Source organism: Streptomyces sp. NPDC057565, assembly GCF_042801455.1.
Lineage (GTDB): Bacteria > Actinomycetota > Actinomycetes > Streptomycetales > Streptomycetaceae > Streptomyces > Streptomyces yanii.
This window is the reverse complement of the sequence record NZ_JBHVFU010000007.1, coordinates 314008-329473: the sequence shown is the minus strand read 5'-3', so window position 1 is coordinate 329473 and position 15466 is coordinate 314008. Positions and strand designations below refer to the sequence as shown.

Annotated in this window: 15 protein-coding genes; 3 read left to right on the top strand and 12 right to left on the bottom strand. The window is 70.6% G+C overall.

Annotated elements, in window-relative coordinates:
* Positions 1 to 283 precede the first annotated feature (283 nt).
* From ACFU8W_RS17980 to ACFU8W_RS17945, 8 genes are all read right to left on the bottom strand, one after another.
* The gene (locus ACFU8W_RS17980) at positions 284 to 1672 is read right to left on the bottom strand and encodes an 8-oxoguanine deaminase (RefSeq protein WP_384037807.1); all 1389 of its coding nucleotides are present in this window, start codon (positions 1670 to 1672) and stop codon (positions 284 to 286) included.
* Positions 1673 to 1717: 45 nt separating this feature from the next.
* Positions 1718 to 3112, bottom strand: coding sequence for a nucleobase:cation symporter-2 family protein (locus ACFU8W_RS17975; protein ID WP_384037804.1), 1395 nt, complete (start codon positions 3110 to 3112; stop codon positions 1718 to 1720).
* A gap of 64 nt (positions 3113 to 3176) precedes the next feature.
* Entirely contained in the window at positions 3177 to 4109 is a 933-nt protein-coding gene (gene pucL / locus ACFU8W_RS17970; RefSeq protein WP_384037801.1) for a factor-independent urate hydroxylase, read from the bottom strand.
* A gap of 5 nt (positions 4110 to 4114) precedes the next feature.
* On the bottom strand, positions 4115 to 4504 hold the full coding sequence (gene uraH, locus ACFU8W_RS17965) for a hydroxyisourate hydrolase (RefSeq protein ID WP_266749620.1): 390 nt from the start codon (positions 4502 to 4504) through the stop codon (positions 4115 to 4117).
* A 5-nt stretch (positions 4505 to 4509) separates the two neighbouring features.
* On the bottom strand, positions 4510 to 5019 hold the full coding sequence (gene uraD / locus ACFU8W_RS17960; protein ID WP_384037798.1) for a 2-oxo-4-hydroxy-4-carboxy-5-ureidoimidazoline decarboxylase: 510 nt from the start codon (positions 5017 to 5019) through the stop codon (positions 4510 to 4512).
* A 164-nt stretch (positions 5020 to 5183) separates the two neighbouring features.
* Positions 5184 to 5561: a helix-turn-helix domain-containing protein gene (locus tag ACFU8W_RS17955; RefSeq protein WP_345511461.1), complete on the bottom strand. Its 378-nt coding sequence runs from the start codon at positions 5559 to 5561 to the stop codon at positions 5184 to 5186.
* A complete protein-coding gene (locus ACFU8W_RS17950; RefSeq protein WP_037692010.1) occupies positions 5558 to 5809 on the bottom strand; it encodes a hypothetical protein in 252 nt (83 codons plus the stop codon). The genes ACFU8W_RS17955 and ACFU8W_RS17950 overlap by 4 nt, the downstream gene beginning before the upstream one ends.
* An 84-nt stretch (positions 5810 to 5893) precedes the next feature.
* On the bottom strand, positions 5894 to 7081 hold the full coding sequence (locus ACFU8W_RS17945) for a lactonase family protein (RefSeq protein WP_384037794.1): 1188 nt from the start codon (positions 7079 to 7081) through the stop codon (positions 5894 to 5896).
* A gap of 282 nt (positions 7082 to 7363) precedes the next feature.
* Here ACFU8W_RS17945 and ACFU8W_RS17940 point away from each other — a divergent pair, with 282 nt between their 5' ends.
* The 3 genes from ACFU8W_RS17940 to ACFU8W_RS17930 all read left to right on the top strand — a co-directional run bounded on the left by ACFU8W_RS17940 (position 7364) and on the right by ACFU8W_RS17930 (position 10804).
* A complete protein-coding gene (locus ACFU8W_RS17940; RefSeq protein ID WP_384037791.1) occupies positions 7364 to 8203 on the top strand; it encodes a TIM barrel protein in 840 nt (279 codons plus the stop codon).
* Positions 8204 to 8250: 47 nt separating this feature from the next.
* The gene (locus ACFU8W_RS17935) at positions 8251 to 9150 is read left to right on the top strand and encodes a 2-hydroxy-3-oxopropionate reductase (RefSeq protein ID WP_345511464.1); all 900 of its coding nucleotides are present in this window, start codon (positions 8251 to 8253) and stop codon (positions 9148 to 9150) included.
* Positions 9151 to 9346: 196 nt separating this feature from the next.
* Complete coding sequence (locus ACFU8W_RS17930) at positions 9347 to 10804, top strand: catalase (protein ID WP_384037788.1); 1458 nt, start codon at positions 9347 to 9349, stop codon at positions 10802 to 10804.
* A 356-nt stretch (positions 10805 to 11160) separates the two neighbouring features.
* Here ACFU8W_RS17930 and ACFU8W_RS17925 read toward each other — a convergent pair whose 3' ends face one another.
* From ACFU8W_RS17925 to ACFU8W_RS17910, 4 genes are all read right to left on the bottom strand, one after another.
* A complete protein-coding gene (locus tag ACFU8W_RS17925; RefSeq protein ID WP_384037785.1) occupies positions 11161 to 11832 on the bottom strand; it encodes a response regulator in 672 nt (223 codons plus the stop codon).
* Entirely contained in the window at positions 11829 to 13151 is a 1323-nt protein-coding gene (locus tag ACFU8W_RS17920) for a sensor histidine kinase (RefSeq protein ID WP_384037782.1), read from the bottom strand. The genes ACFU8W_RS17925 and ACFU8W_RS17920 overlap by 4 nt, the downstream gene beginning before the upstream one ends.
* 75 nt (positions 13152 to 13226) lie before the next feature.
* A complete protein-coding gene (locus tag ACFU8W_RS17915) occupies positions 13227 to 14393 on the bottom strand; it encodes an acyltransferase (protein ID WP_384037779.1) in 1167 nt (388 codons plus the stop codon).
* The gene (locus tag ACFU8W_RS17910; RefSeq protein WP_384037776.1) at positions 14386 to 15387 is read right to left on the bottom strand and encodes an alpha/beta hydrolase; all 1002 of its coding nucleotides are present in this window, start codon (positions 15385 to 15387) and stop codon (positions 14386 to 14388) included. The genes ACFU8W_RS17915 and ACFU8W_RS17910 overlap by 8 nt, the downstream gene beginning before the upstream one ends.
* Positions 15388 to 15466 lie beyond the last annotated feature (79 nt).

Below are 15466 nucleotides of genomic sequence, written 5' to 3'. Positions count from 1 at the left end.
GGAGGGCCCGGCCGCCCCCGCGCGCCGGGGCCGCTCTGTGTGCCCCCCGGGGGGGCTGGGGGGGGGGGGGGGGGGGCGAGGCGCCCCCGCGCCGGGGCGGGGTGGGCCGGGGGGGGCCGGGGGGCCGGGGGGGGCGCCTGGTGGGCCCCCCGGCCCGCCCACCCCGCACTGGGGGGGGGGGGCCCCCCGGACCGGCTGCCGTGGACCCCGCTCGGGTCCACGGCGGCCGGCCGAGGGCCGTCCCCCTCCGGCCGGCCGTTCTGGGGGAGGTGCCCCCGAGCCGTCAGGCCCCGGCGGCGATCTGCGCGAGGCGGCGAGCCTCGTCGCGGGTGGCGCGGGCGATGGCGTCCTCGTCCACCGTGGTCAGGTGGTTGCCCTCGACGACCGTCTTCCCGTTGACGAGGGAGAGGGTGACGGGGGCGGCGGCGCCGAAGACGAGCGCGACAACCGGGTCGGCGATGGAGGCGTGCGCGAGCGTGTCCAGCTTCCAGAGCACCAGGTCGGCGAGCTTGCCGACCTCCAGTGACCCGATCTGGTCCGCGCGGCCGAGGACCTGGGCGCCACCGTACGTTCCCAGACGCAGGGCCTGACGGGCATTCAGTGCCTTTTCCCGATGGGCGCCGAGGCGGTTGATGAGGAGGGCGTTGCGCAGCTCGGTGTGGAGTTCACCGGACTCGTTGGAGGCGGTGCCGTCGACACCGAGCCCGACGGGGACACCCGCGGCCAGCATGTCGGGGACCCTGGCGATGCCTGCCGCGAGGCGGGCGTTGGAGGACGGGCAGTGCGCGACGCCGGTGCCGGTGCGGGCGAACGCGGCGATGTCGGAGTCGTTCATATGGACGCAGTGGGCCATCCATACGTCGTCGCCGAGCCAGCCCGTCGACTCGAAGTAGTCGGTGGGGCCCATCCCGAACAGCTCGTGGCAGAACTTCTCCTCCTCCACGGTCTCCGAGCCGTGGGTGTGCATCCGGACCCCGCGGCGGCGGGCCAGCTCGGCTCCCTGGCGGAGCAGTTCGGTGGAGATGGAGAAGGGCGAGCAGGGTGCGACGGCGATCTGCGTCATGGAGTCGAAGGAGCCGTCGTGGTGCGCGTCGATGGTCGCCTCGGTGCCGGCGAGCGCACCGTCGAGCGTCTCGACGGCGAAGTCCGGCGGCAGCCCGCCGTCCTTCTGGCTGCGGTCCATGGAGCCGCGGGCGAGGGTGAACCGTACGCCCATGTCGCGGGCGGCTCCGATGATGGCGCCGGACAGGTCGCCGGAGCGCTGCGGGTAGACGTAGTGGTGGTCCATGGCGGTGGTGACACCGCCGCGGGCCATCATCGCGAGCGAGCCCTGCGCCGCGGCGCGGACCATCGGCTCGTCGATGCGCGCCCAGGTCGGGTAGAGGGCGACCAGCCAGTCGAAGAGGTTGTGGTCGGTGGCCAGGCCCCGGGTGATCCACTGGTAGAAGTGGTGGTGGGTGTTGATCAGGCCGGGGGTGACGAGGTGCCCGGCGCCGTCGATGCGTCGCACGACGTTCTCCAGCCCCTCGGGGGCCCGGCCGGCGCCTACGTGCTCGATGCGGTTGCCCGCGACGACGACATGGCCCGAGGCGTACTCGGTGTCGTCGGCGTCGACGGTCGCGATCGAACAGTTCTCGATGACGATGCGTTCCACACGATCAGGGGCTGCCATGGCGCTTCCTTCTTCTCTCTGTGATGAGGTGGGCACGGCAGGACCCTAGGAGGATTTGAGTGCCACAGCCGTGCGGCTGTGGGTGCCGAGATGGTGGAAGAACAGGTTGAGCAGGACCGCGACGAGCGCTCCCGCACTGATCCCGGAACCCAGCACGGTCTGCGCCCAGGACGGAAATCCGGCGTAGAAGGCGGGCGCGGCGAGCGGGATGATGCCCGCGCCGAGCGCCACGGCGACCAGGATGATGTTGGAGCTGTCGTCGAGTCCGGCCTCGGAGAGCGTACGGATGCCGCTGACGGCGATCGAGCCGAACAGGACGATTCCGGCGCCACCGAGCACGGGCATCGGGACGAGGGAGACGACCGCGCCGAGGACGGGGAAGGCGCCCAGGACGATCAGTGCTCCGCCCGCGGCGGCCACGACGTAGCGGCTGCGTACCTTCGTCAGTGACACCACGCCGACGTTCTGCGCGAACGCGCTCGTCGGGAAGCCGCCGAAGACCGGGCCGAGCAGGGTGGCGATGCCGTCGGTGCGCAGGCCGCGGGTGATGGTCCGCCCGTCGGTGCGCCGGTCGCAGATCTCGCCGAGCGCCAGCATGCCGGCCGAGGACTCCGTCATCAGGACCAGCATGACGATGCAGAGGGACAGGATGGCGGCGGGCTTGAACTCGGGGGCACCGAAGGCGAAGGGCGCCGGCAGGGCCGCGAGCGGTGCGGATCTCAGCGCGGAGAAGTCGGCCAGCCCGAACGGGATCGCGGCCAGCGTTCCGATCAACAGGCCGAAGAGCAGGGCGACTTGTTTGACGAAGCCGCGCCCGAATCGCTGGATGAGCAGGATGACGGCAAGGGTGAAGGCGGCCAGCGCCAAGTACTTCATGGCGCCGAAGTCGGCGGCTTCCTTGTCACCGCCCTGCGCCCAGGAGACCGGGACCGGCATCAGGGTGACGCCGATGAGGGTGATGACGACGCCGGTGACGAGCGGCGGGAAGAAGCGGAGCAGCCGCCCGAAGAAGGGTCCGACGGCCAGACAGAAGGCTCCGGCGACGAGCACCGCCCCGTAGATCGCCGGGAGTCGGTGGCCGGGGGCGCTGGTCTCGGCGATGGCGAGCATCGGGGCGATGCCGGCGGAGGACGCGGCGTTGACGAACGGCAGCCGGTTTCCCGCGACGCCGCCGATGCCGAGCGTCTGCAGGAGGGTGGCGAGTCCGGCGATCAGCAGACTGGCCGCGATCAACCGGGTCATTCCGGCCGGGTCCAGGCCGGCGGCCTGGCCGATGATGAGCGGAGGGGTGACGACGCCCGCATACATGGCGGCGATGTGCTGGAGCGCGGCGGGGACGAGCCGCGAGGGGGAAAGCTTTTCGTCCACCGGATGGACGGCGTTCTCCGGTGATGCGGTACAGGGGCCGTCTGCTGCCGGGCCCGTTGCAGGCTGTGCCATGGGGTTTCCCTCCGGGTCGGCCGGTCCCCGCCCGTCGGCGGGCGGGGACCGGCCTAGGGCCGCGTCAGAGGTTGGTCATGTCGACCGGGATCTGCGGCTCGGTGCCGTCCCGCAGCACGGTGGCCTCGATGAGTCCGTACGGGCGGTCGGCCGCAAAGTAGACAGCGCCGTCGGCGGTCTCGTTCTTGAGACCGAAGGGCTCCAGGTCCACCAGGAAGTGGTGGTTGTTCGGCAGGGAGAAGCGGATCTCGTCGATCTCGCTGCGGCTGTTGATCACCCTTGACCCCATCTGGTACAGGGTCTGCTGCAGCGAGAGGGAGTACGTCTCGGCGAAGGCCTGCAGGATGTGCTTCTTGGCCTGCGCGTACGACTTCTCCCAGTTGGGCATCCGATCGCCGTCGCTGGTCCAGTTGTAGCGCCAGGCGGCAGCGACATCGGTGCACAGGATGCGGTCGTACGCCTCCTTGAGCGTCGTGTACTTGTCCTTGACGTAACCCCAGAACTCCGAGTTGGTGGTGTTCATGACCGTGAGGTCCTTGAGTCCCGAGATGACCTGCCAGCTCTCACCGTCGTAGGTGATCTGGGTGGTGCGCACCTCCTGGCCCTTGCGGGCGAAGGAGTGGTTGACCTCGTCCGAGCCAATGAACTTGGAGTTGTTGTCCGAGGTGGCGATGCGCTCCCAGGAATACTCCTGGATACGGATGCGCGCCCGATGGATCGGCTCCTGCGACGTGACGAAGTGGCGGGCGAGGTGGATGCCGAACTGCTCGGCGGACTCGATGCCGTACTCCTTGGCGAACGCGTACACCGTGTTCTTGGTGGTGTCGGTCGGCAGGACGTTGGCGTTGGAGCCGGAGTAGTGGACGTCGTCCATGTCGCCGGAGAGGGCGACCGAGACGTTCAGGTCCTTGATGTGGTGGGTGTCGCCATCCCGCGTGATCTTGACGACGCGGTTCTCTGCTTTGCCGTACTGGTTCTGGCCGAGAATCGTGGGCATGTCTGCTAGCTCCCTCGGTATACGGAGTAGCCGAACGGGTTGAGCAGCAGCGGTACGTGATAGTGCTCGCCCGGTACGACGGCGAAGGTGATCGCCACTTCCGGGAAGAACGCACCGCTGTCCCTTACGCGGGGGGCGTCCTGCTGCGCCTCGGCTTGCTTGTTGAAGAAGTACGCCTCGGTCTCGAAGTCGAGACGTACATGGGTGGTGCCCTCCGGCAGCGCCGGCAGGTCCTTGCATCGCCCGTCCGCGTCGGTCGCGGAGCCGCCGAGCGTCACCCACGGCGCGTCGCTGCCACTGCGGGCGGCGAGCGTGACGGCGACGGCTGCGGCGGGGCGGCCGATGCTGGTGTCCAGGATGTGCGTGGACACCGATGCGGTGGTGTCGGTGCTCAAGACCGTCACTCTCCTTCGGTTACGAGGCGGGTCAGCCGGATGCGGTTGATCTTGCCCAGCTCGGTGCGCACGATCTCGCGCTCCTGCTCGGGCGAGTTCCCGATCCGGGACTTCACCGCGTCGCGCATCTGCTCTCCGGTGGCACCGGTGGCGCAGATCAGGAAGACATGTCCGAACCGCTCCTGGTAGGCCAGGTTCAGTTCGAGCATCTCGGCCTTGAGCTCCTCGGTGGCGTCGGCCATCCCCCGCTGTTCGCGGGAGGAGGTCGGGTCCCCGGGGGCCGGGCGGCCGATCGGGGGGTGACCGGCCATCGCGTCGGCCAGATCTTCGCGGCTCAGCTCGGCCGTGACGGCATCACTGGTGGCGAGAAGGGCTTCTGCGGTGGCGTACGGGCGCCGGGAGAGGATCGCTCTCCCCCATGCCGCACTGGCACACACCTCGTGCAACGCGGTGGTGGCCTGGCCGTCCGCCAGAGTATTGAACCGGGCGAGGCCCGGTGTGGAGCTCAGAGTCACGGGAGCCTCCGTGGCTTTTTTCGCTGTGCGTTGGTCGGGCTGCGGATAGCTAACGCCCTCCACAACACCACGTCAACACTTTGTTGAAATTCCGCGAACGCCGAAGGCCGTCGCCCGACGATCCGGGCGACGGCCTTCCGCGTGCTTCCGCGGTCTTCGCTCAACTACTCACCTTTGGCGGCATTTTCCCGGTTCAGATAGTTGTAGACGGTGAAGCGGCTGACCCCCAGCGCCCCCGCCACCGTCTCCACGCCGTGCCGCACCGAGAAGGCACCCCGTGCCTCCAGGGTCCGTACGACCGACTGTTTGGTCTTACGGTCCAGCTCGGCCAGTGGCATGCCGTGCCGCCGCTCCATGGCGGCCAGGATGTGGTCGAGCGAGTCCGAGAGCTGCGGCAGCCGTACGGCCATGACGTCCTCGCCCTCCCAGGCCAGCACCACGTCGTCGGTCCGGGCGTCCTCGGGCCCGACCAGCTCGGCGCCCATGGCGTCGACGAGCGGCTTGACCGCGGCGACGAGGGGGTGGTCCGCGGGTTCGGTCACTTCGAGTCCTCCCCGATGACGTTGACCTGGAGCGATACCCGGGTGGCACCGGACTCCAGGGCCTTGCGCAGCAGGGAGTCCACCGCGGTGAGCACCGCGTCGGCGCCGCCCTCCGCCGTATTGCCGAAGGGGCCGACATCCACGGCGTCCAGCTCGGCCGTCTGGATCACCTCGCGGGCCACCACCGCGTGGGCGGGCGCCTCGTCGAGATCGAAGGGCTCGGTGGTGAACTCCACTCTCAAGCGCACTGTGCCTCCATCATGTGCTCGCCGCACCCGGGGGCCCGCGGCTCGGCCCCGACCCTAACGGACCACTGGGGTTTCTCGTTCGGATCAGCCGCGCCGGAACCCGAGCGGCAGCACGCAGACGGCCGCCGGAGCGACGAACGGGGTACCGGTGCGGCGCAGCCCGCCGTCGGCCCGGTCGACCGCGAAGACCGTCACCGTCCCGGACCTCTGGTTGGCGGCGAAGAGCAGGCCCCCGTCCGGCGAGAAGGCGATGTGCCGGGGGAAGTCACCGCCCACCGGCACCGTGTCGATCAGCCGCAGCGCCGCCCCGCCGCCCTCGACCGCGTAGCGGGTCAGGCTGTTGTGCCCGCGGTTGGCGAGGTAGGCGAAACGGCCGTCGCCGGTGACCAGGAGCTGGGCGGGATAGCTGGTGCCCGGGCCCGTTCCGGTGGCCTGCGGGGTCCCCGGGGTGAGGGTGCCGGTCGCGGGGTCGTAACCGCAGACGACGACGGTGTTGTCGACCTCGCAGGCGAGATAGGCGAAACGGCCGCCGGGGTGGAAGGTCAGGTGGCGCGGTCCTGCACCCGGGCGCAGGAGCGCGTACGAGACCTGGTGGAGCGCGCCCCGGCGCAGATCGAGCCGGTAGGTGTACACGGTGTCGTTGCCCAGGTCGACGGCGAGGACATGGCCGCCGTCGGGGGCGGTGACGATCTGATGGGCGTGAGGTCCGTCCTGGCCGGGGCCGGGGGACGGGGCCGCGTGGGCGACCAGAGCGGTGCGCTCCCCCAGGGAGCCGTCGGCGGCGATCGGGTGGACGGCGACACTGCCCGAGGCGTAGTTGGCACTCAGCAGCCACCGCCCGGACGGGTGGACGGAGAGATGGCAGGGGCCTGCGCCGCCGGTGGAGCGGGTGCCCAGCACCCGGAAGGTCCCGTCCGCGGCGAGGGCCACGGCGGTCACGCCGCCCTGCTCCTGCTCATCGACGGCGTAGACCGTGGTGCCGGAGGGGTGCATGGCGAGGTACGAGGGGTTGTCGACGCCGGTGACGGTGGTACGCCCGGTGATCCTCCCGGCCGCCGACCGGTCGTACCGGGCCACACCTATCCCCGTGCCCCCTCCGGCGGTCGAGGTGTACGTCCCCAGGAGGAGCGTCCCGGACCGTCGGTCCGGGACGGCAGAGGTCTCCCGTCGGCTCGCGGGGCGGGCCGTCGTGGGCGGGGCCGGCGCGGTGGTGAGAGCGGCACCCGCCAGGAGCGCTCCGAGAAGGGTGCGGCGACTGGTGGGGGCGGTCATGCGGGGCACCTCGGAAGATCGGCGGCGGCTGTGCCAGCCACAGTGTCCTGCCGCGATCACCGCCGCAAGGGGCGCCCGGGCCCTTGCGCCGACGAGCCCGGAAGGCGGAGAGCAGCCGGAGGGCAGACGACCGGAAGGCGTCCGGCCCGACCTGCGCATGTCCGGACGAGCCCTTGACCGGCCCGAATTCCGGTCACCCCCTTGACAGCCACTCCACTCCCCGGGCAATCTTCCGTTAAGCAGAAACTAACTTCCGCAATACGGAAGGAGCGCCTGACCCTCATGGGATACCCGGACCAGCGCTTCGATGTGAACCTTTCGATCCTCTTCACGGAACTCCCGCTCCTGGAGCGCCCCGCCGCCGCTGCCGCGGCGGGCTTCACGGCGGTCGAGCTGTGGTGGCCCTGGATCGAGACCCCCACCCCGCCGCAGAGCGAACTCGACGCCCTCAAGAAGGCGCTCGACGACGCGGGCACGCAGCTGGTGGGGCTGAACTTCTACGCCGGACAGCTGCCCGGACCCGACCGCGGCGCACTCTCCGTGCCCGGCCCGGAGTCGGACCGCTTCCGCGCCAATATCGAGGTGGCGGCCGACTTCGCCGCTTCGGTCGGCTGCAAGGCGCTCAACGCGCTCTACGGCAACCGCGTCGACGGCGTGGACCCGGCCGTGCAGGACGAGCTCGCTCTGGAGAACCTGGCCCTGGCCGCCCGCGCGGCCGACCGGATCGGAGCGGTCCTGCTGATCGAGACCCTGAACAAGCCGGAGTCGCCGCGCTACCCACTGGTGAGCGCACCGTCCGGAATCGAGGTCGTCGACAAGGTCAACGCCGCGACGGGGCTCGGCAATACGAAGTTCCTGCTGGACCTGTACCACCTGTCGATGAACGGCGAGGACCTGAGCCAGGTCATCTCCGCGTACGCCGACCGGACCGGTCACGTCCAGATCGCCGACAACCCCGGGCGCGGCGCGCCGGGCACCGGCTCCCTGCCGCTGGAGCAGCTCCTCGACGAGCTGACGAAGGCCGGTTACGACGGCTGGGTCGGCCTGGAGTACAAGCCCGGCGACCAGCCGAGCGTCGAGTCCTTCGCATGGCTCCCGGCCGAGGCCCGAGCGGCCCGCTGAGGCCGTCGGACTCCCCCTCGTACACACGTTTCAGGAAGGCACCCCTCATGAGCAACAACCTCCCCAAGGTTGCGTGGATCGGACTCGGCATCATGGGCTCCCCCATGTCCGAGAACCTGATCAAGGCCGGTTACGACGTCACCGGATACACCCTGGAGCAGGACAAGATCGACCGGCTGGCCGCGGCCGGCGGGCACGGCGCGGGTTCGATCGCCGAGGCGGTCCGGGACGCCGATGTCGTCATCACGATGGTGCCCGCGTCCCCGCACGTCGAGGCCATCGCGTACGGCCCCGAGGGCATCCTGGCGAACGCCAGGTCGGGCGCCCTGCTGATCGACATGTCCTCGATCACCCCGCAGACCTCCGTGGACCTCGCGAAGAACGCGAAGGAGAAGGGCATCCGGGTCCTGGACGCCCCGGTCTCCGGTGGCGAGGCCGGTGCGATCGAAGCCGTGCTGTCGATCATGGTCGGCGGCGAGCAGGCCGACTTCGACGCCGCGCAGCCGATCCTGCAGGCGCTCGGCAAGACGATCGTGCTCTGCGGCCCGCACGGCTCCGGCCAGACGGTGAAGGCTGCCAACCAGCTGATCGTCGCAGTCAACATCCAGGCCTGCGCCGAAGCCGTCGTCTTCCTGGAGAAGTCCGGGGTCGACCTCGCGGCCGCGCTCGACGTGCTGAACGGCGGACTGGCCGGCTCGACGGTGCTGACCCGCAAGAAGGACAACTTCCTGGGGCGCGACTTCGCGCCGGGCTTCCGGATCGATCTGCACCACAAGGACATGGGCATCGTCACCGACGCCGCCCGTAATGTCGGTGCCGCGCTCCCCGTCGGGGCCGTGGTCGCCCAGCTCGTCGCCTCGCTCCGCGCGCAGGGCGACGGCGGCCTGGACCACTCGGCCCTGCTGCTCGCGGTCGAGCGCCTCTCGGGTCGGCCCGTCCAGGCCTGACCCGCCGCCCCACAGACTTCCGGATGGTGTCGGCGCTGACACCTGTCCTGTCGCGCCCAGGCGTCGGCACCATCCGGAACACCTCACTCCCAATTTCAACAAACTGTTGACGTCTGGTTCGGAGCGTACCTACGCTCCTGGAGCCCCCAGGGCGTAGCAGTTCAGCAGCTCCCGTACGGAAGGTCGCCCCGACACCATGACGCAGCGTGTGCTTACGACCGAGTCAGGCGCCCCGGTCGCCGACAACCAGAACTCCGCCACCGCCGGCGTCGGTGGCCCGATCCTCCTCCAGGACCAGCACCTGCTGGAGAAGCTCGCGCGCTTCAACCGGGAGCGCATCCCAGAGCGCGTGGTCCACGCCCGCGGTTCCGGCGCGTACGGCTACTTCGAGGTGACCGACGACGTCACCGGCTTCACCCGGGCCGACTTCCTCTCCGCCGTCGGCAAGCGCACCGAGACGTTCATCCGGTTCTCGACGGTCGCCGACTCGCTCGGCGGCGCCGACGCCGTACGCGACCCGCGCGGCTTCGCCCTCAAGTTCTACACGGACGAGGGCAATTACGACCTGGTCGGCAACAACACCCCGGTCTTCTTCATCAAGGACCCGATCAAGTTCCCCGACTTCATCCACTCGCAGAAGCGTGACCCGTTCACCGGCCGTCAGGAGCCGGACAACGTCTGGGACTTCTGGGCCCACGCCCCCGAGGCGACGCACCAGGTGACCTGGCTGATGGGCGACCGGGGCATTCCTGCCTCGTACCGCCACATGAACGGCTACGGCTCGCACACCTACCAGTGGACGAACGCCGAGGGCGAGGCCTTCTTCGTCAAGTACCACTTCAAGACGAACCAGGGCGTGCGCTCCCTCTCCAGCGAGCAGGCCGCCGAACTCGCGGGCAAGGACAGCACCTCGCACCAGACGGACCTGCTGCAGGCCATCGAGCGGGGCGTGAACCCGTCCTGGACCCTGTACGTGCAGGTCATGCCGGCCGCCGAGGCCGCCGACTACCGCTTCAACCCGTTCGACCTCACCAAGGTGTGGCCGCACAGCGACTACCCCCTGCAGCGCGTGGGCCGGCTGGTCCTGGACCGCAACCCGGACAATGTGTTCGCCGAGGTCGAGCAGGCCGCGTTCTCCCCGAACAACTTCGTGCCCGGCATCGGCCCCTCCCCGGACAAGATGCTCCAGGGCCGCCTGTTCGCCTACGCCGACGCGCACCGCTACCGGCTGGGCGTCAACCACACCCACCTCCCGGTGAATGCGCCGCGGACGGCTGTCGTCGACAACTACGGCCGTGACGGTCTCCACGCCACCCGCAACGGTACGCGCCACGACAAGAACTACGAGCCCAACTCGTATGCGGGCCCCGCCCAGACCGACGCGGCGCTTTCCGCCCCGCTGGCGATCCACGGCTGGACCGGCACCCACGCGGCGCCCGCCCACACCAAGGACGACGACTTCTTCCAGGCGGGCGAGCTCTACCGGCTGATGTCCGAGGACGAGAAGGGCCGCCTGGTCGCCAACATCGCCGGGGGCCTCTCCCAGGTCACCCGCGACGACGTGATCGAGAAGAACCTCGCCCACTTCCACGCCGCCGACACCGACTACGGCAAGCGCGTCGAGGAAGCGGTCCGCGCCCTGCGCGAGGACTAGAACTTCCTGGAACACCAAGACCGCGCAAGAGAGATGACGGGAGGTCATCTGTCCTGCGCTGTCCGTCCGGCCGGCCCTGAGGGGTGTCCGGCGGGACGGACGTGACCGAGGACCGCGGCGGCGTGCGAGCCAGTGCGGTGGTGCAGGCAGCCGTCGGCCGCTCTCGACCTGAGAGAGAGCGGACCCGGCCGCCCATCGCCCGCCGCCGCGGTCCCGGTGCGACAACCAGCCTCTCAGCCTGCAGAACTCCGCCCGGCGGCGGAGTCGAAACGGTCACGCCGGCCTCTCGCCGTCGGGCGGTCACCATGCCGGGCGGGGGAACGGTGATCCCGTGCCCCCGCCCTTTCGCCTGCACGTCAGTAGCCGGCCGGTCGCACCAGGCCCGTCTCGTAGGCGAAGACCGCCGCCTGCGTCCGGTCGCGCAGCCCCAGCTTGGCCAGTATCCGGCTCACATGGGTCTTCGCGGTCTGCTCCGCCACCACCAGCAACTGGGCTATCTCCGCGTTCGACAGACCCTGTGCGATCAGGGACAGCACCTCGGTCTCGCGTTCCGTCAGGTCACCGATACGGTCCTTGAGCGGGGCCCGGGGGGCGGCGGTCATCCGGGAGAACTCCACGATCAGCCGCTTGGTGATGTTCGGGGCGAGCAGCGCGTCACCGGCCGCCACCACCCTGACCGCATGGGCCAGTTCCTCGACCGATGCGTCCTTGAGGAGAAAGCCGGACGCGCCGGCACGCAACGCCTCGTACACGTACTCGTCGAGATCGAAGGTGGTCAGGATGAGCACCTTGACCCGGGCTCCGGGCGGTGAGGTGATGCGGCGGGTCGCCTCGATACCGCCGAGCACCGGCATCCTGACGTCCATGAGGACGACGTCCGGGGCGAGTTCGGCGACCTTGGCGACGGCGTCGAGGCCGTCCACCGCCTGACCGACGACCTCGATGCCGGGTTCGGCGTTGAGCAGCACCGTGAAACCCTGACGAACCATCATCTGGTCGTCGGCGATGAGTACGCGAATGGTCGTCACGGGGTTTCCTCGGCAGGTTCGGCGGCCAGGGCAGGGGCGCTCACCGGCAGGATAGCCGTGACCTCGTAGCCGCCGTCCGGGGTCGCCCCGGCCGCGAGTTCGCCGCCCAGCATGGCAGCGCGTTCGCGCATCCCCAGCAGTCCGTGTCCCATGGACTGCGAGCGCGCGGGCGCCCCGTCGGGCGCGGTGTTGGTGATGCGGACGGTCAGCCCGGTCGTCCTGTAGGCCGTCTCCACCCGCACCTGCGCGCCGGGGGCGTGCCTCATCGCGTTGCTGAGCGCCTCCTGGATGATCCGGAAGGCCGACAGCTCGACACCGGGCGGCAGCGGGCGCGGCGCACCGGTGGTGGCGGTGGTGACCGTGAGCCCCGCGGCGCGCACATTGGCGACCAGTTCGTCGAGCCGGTCGAGGGTGGGCTGAGGGGTATGCCTCACCCCTTGCGACAGGGCGTCCTCGGACCGGAGCACGCCGAGCACATGGCGCAGTTCGGTGAGAGCCTCGACGGCATTCTGCCGGATGCCCGCGAGGTTCTCCCGGAGCTCCTCGGACGGGTTCTCGACCAGGTGCGGGGCGACCTGCGCCTGGATGGAGATCACCGACATGTGGTGGGCGACCACGTCGTGCAGCTCGCGGGCGATCCGGTTGCGCTCCTCCAGGAGGGTGCGCCGGGCCCGCTCACCGGCGGTGAGCTCTTCCTGGACGACGAGCTGGGTGCGGGCCACCCGCAGACCGCGCAGCGAGGCGCCGAGCACCACGGCGGCGATCAGGACCGGAGTGGAGCGGTAGATGACGTAGTGGTGCGGCATGGTGGTGAAGAGGGTGCAGGACAGTCCGGCGAGGAGAGTGATCACCAACGCCCCGGCCGCACGGCGGGGCGGGACCCGCAGCGCCAGCAGGAAGAGCGCCCCGCACTGGAACGCGAGCCCGGGAACGCTCCATGGGAACAACTGGTCACGGCTCATATCGGGCTCGGAGAGCCGCACGGTGACGACCATGAGGACGGTCGACGCCCACCAGGCCGGCACCGGGCGGAACATCACGGCGACGAGCGCCGCCCCCTGGGCGGAGCCCAGCACCACCCCGTACGTGGGGATGCCGCCACCGTCCCCCGGACTCATCTCGTTCACATGGACCACGGTGAGGAAGGTCGCGCAGATGACCAGCAGCATCCCGAACACCGGCCGCCAGACCGGCCATCCGGGCCGGCCCATGTCCGGCAGCGGGTCGGCGGGCGCCGTCAGATCCTCGAGCAGGGCGCGAGGCGCCCTCCGCAGGGCGGCCATCACCCGCTCCTTGTCCCCCACCGGTTTCCACGTCATTCGGACCACCCTATTTGCGATGCATCGCATCCGACGCCGCGAGCCGATCGGACTCCCATGTTGCGATCTCCTCTCTCAGGCACGGCGCATCACCGAGGTCCTGGTGGGACGGTTCTCGCGGACGATCCGGCCCTTCTCGCTTCGGGGCCGTCCCTCCTCGTACTTACGGAACGCCGCCCAGCAGACCAGCAGCGCCACGGCGAACACCGGCAGCCACACCAGACGGGCGAACACCCAGCCCGAATCCCTGGGCACAGTGTGCAGTCCGGGCAGCGCCTCTCCGGGGAGCAGGCCGATGGCGGTGACCGCCATCATCGCGGTCTGGTGCCAGAGGAATATCGTCATCGCGGAGAGGTTGACCAGCGCCACCGCCGCCCAGGCCGCGGGGCGGCGCAGGACCCGCCGCAGCGGACCGAGCAGCAGCCGGGCCGCACCGCACTGGGCGAGACCGAAGGCCACGGCCGCGAGGGTGGGCGGGTCGAGGTTGGAGATCCTGCTGCCCGGCACCCCGACCATGGACGCGGGGTAGCCGGCCCAGAGGACGAGTCCGATGGTGGCGGTGGCCCCGACGAGCAGCAGCAGCCATCCGGTCGCCCGGCTCTGAAGGCCGCCGCGGGCCCAGGTCGCACCCAGGCAGTAGGGGACCAGCCAGCCGGCCGCCACATTGATCCAGCCGAGCCAGGCGGGTCCGCCCAGTCCGAACCGGATCAGGTCGACATGGAGCACCACGGCGAGCGGCCAGAGCGGATGGAGCCTGGAGACCAGTGGGGTGACCGCGGTCAGCGCCGCGAAGACGAGCAGGAACCAGAGCGGTGACAGGACCAGCTTGAGCAGTGCGTGCACGGTCTCCGTGCCCACCCCGGAGGCGAGCAGCGTGCCCGCGATCACGGTCCACACCACCAGCACGGCGGCGACCGGCCGGAACAGCCGGAGCGTCCGGGCGCCGAGCCACTGCCCGTACGTGGTGCCGCGGGCGCGGGCGGAGGCGTAGCTCGTCGCCGCCACCTGTCCGCCGACGAGGAAGAAGACCGCGAGGGTCTGGAACAGCCAGGAGACCGGGATCAGTTCGGGCATGTGCTGGAGGGGGCTGGCGGCGCGCACCGTGCCGGTGTCGGCGATCAGGGCGGTGACAAGCCAGTGGCCGAGCACCACGCCCAGGATGGCGAGAGCGCGCAGGGCGTCGACGGCCCGGTCGCGGTCGGGCGGGGTGGCTGCGTCGATCCGCCGGACGAGTTCACGCATGACGGCCCTCCTCGGCAGGGGTCCGGCCGGAGACGATCCGGGCGAGGTTCTTCAGGGACAAGGAGCCGGGCTTCAGGTAGTCGCTGTGGCCGCCGTCGCCCGCCGCGAAGTGCCGGGCGCCGAACTCGGGCGAGACCGGGTCGGTCCCGAACCCGAGGGTGACGAACGGAAGTCGGAGCTGTGCGTGCGGTACGTGGGTGATCCAGTCGCTGCCGCCCCGGCCCGCCCAGACGGTGGCCGGGGTGTGCAGCGCTGCGACGCTGTGCGCGCCGGTGCCGGGACTGCCGTACAGGACGATGTCCGAGACCTTCAGACCGGACGCGGCCTCGGCGCAGACGACGGAGCCGTAGGAGTGACAGAGCAGCGCGATCCGGGCGGACGGCTTGGACCTCTTCAACTCATGCAGGAATGCGCGCAGTTCGGGGGCGGCATGCTCGGCCAGGCCGGGGGTCACCGCTTCCGGGCTCACCGTGGCCGGCGTTGCGTACCCGAGCCAGCCGATGACTGCCGATCCGTCGCCGAGCTCCCGCCGGAGCGCGACACCGCCGGCCCGCAACCGCCAGTACTTGTCGAGACCGATGCCCGCGCCCGGGACCAGCACCGCGATCCGGCGTGCCGTGGACAGATCACCGAAGACCTCGACGCTGCGTCCGCCGTCGCGGCCGTCGAAGGAGAGGAAGTGGCGCTCCGGGTCGGCCAGTTCGCGCAGCGCTGCGGCCCGCTTCCGGTCGCCGTGGCCGGTGGCCATCCGTTCGGCCGCCTGGATGGAGCCTCGGTTGACGGCATATCGCACGGCCAGGGCGGCGGGGGTCGCGCGCAGCGGGGCGAGGGCGGCGGGAGCGGGCGCCGGGACGGCGGAGGGGCGTGCCGCACCCGAGACGGGCACGGCGACCGCGGCGATGACGAGGGCGGCGAGGAGGGTACGGGCGCCGCGCGGGCGGCTCGTGAGGAGGCGGCGCGTGCGCGGGCGGATCCTGGGCTGGCGGGGCGCCATAGGTGGGTGGTCCTTCCGTACCGGATGTCCGTCGTGCTTCCGGTACAGAAGCTAGGGAGCAGACCGTGTGGTCGGCGTC